This window comes from Halomonas sp. SIMBA_159, from assembly GCF_046536035.1.
Taxonomy (GTDB): Bacteria; Pseudomonadota; Gammaproteobacteria; order Pseudomonadales; family Halomonadaceae; genus Vreelandella; species Vreelandella venusta_A.
This window is the reverse complement of the sequence record NZ_JAWJBT010000302.1, coordinates 1-300: the sequence shown is the minus strand read 5'-3', so window position 1 is coordinate 300 and position 300 is coordinate 1. Positions and strand designations below refer to the sequence as shown.

Genomic DNA, 300 nt, shown 5'->3' with positions numbered 1-300 from the left:
ACAGGAATATTTTTTTCAATACTGATTTCTAATCCACCATATTGGGCATGATATTGAGGATATTCTCGACACATCAACTGTGCTGCTTTATAAGCAATATTATCCGCACCGAGGGGGACATCAGGATGTTCACAATGAAGATGAATGGTTTGCGTACTTCCAGCGTACACTTGAATCCGATCTTCTAAGCCAATTCCTTGTAATATCATAACCAGTTCATGATATCCATCAGCGCGATCGCCAATAATTTCCAGATGAAGATTAATTTTTGCCGGTGCAGTGAGTGTATAGTGGCGCATT

The 300-nt window shown here is 40.0% G+C and carries 1 protein-coding gene; it reads right to left on the bottom strand.

The window, feature by feature from the left end; translation table 11 throughout:
• Positions 1 to 300 (bottom strand): 4-(cytidine 5'-diphospho)-2-C-methyl-D-erythritol kinase (locus R0J87_RS19390; protein ID WP_498888286.1); only part of this gene is annotated, 300 nt, incomplete at both ends.